Here is a 229-nt window from a genome sequence, read left to right on the forward strand (position 1 = left end):
GTCAGGCTCGTAAGAGCCTGTGGATCGAAACGATCACGCCATAGTCTACTGTCATATCGCCACAGGGTCAGGCTCGTAAGAGCCTGTGGATCGAAACTGTCCGCCTTCGCTAGCCATTAGCCCTAGGAATGGGTCAGGCTCGTAAGAGCCTGTGGATCGAAACCATGATGTAATTGAAAATCTCCATTTGGGATTCCGGTCAGGCTCGTAAGAGCCTGTGGATCGAAAC

Source organism: [Clostridium] symbiosum ATCC 14940 (genome assembly GCF_000466485.1).
Taxonomy (GTDB): Bacteria; Bacillota; Clostridia; order Lachnospirales; family Lachnospiraceae; genus Otoolea; species Otoolea symbiosa.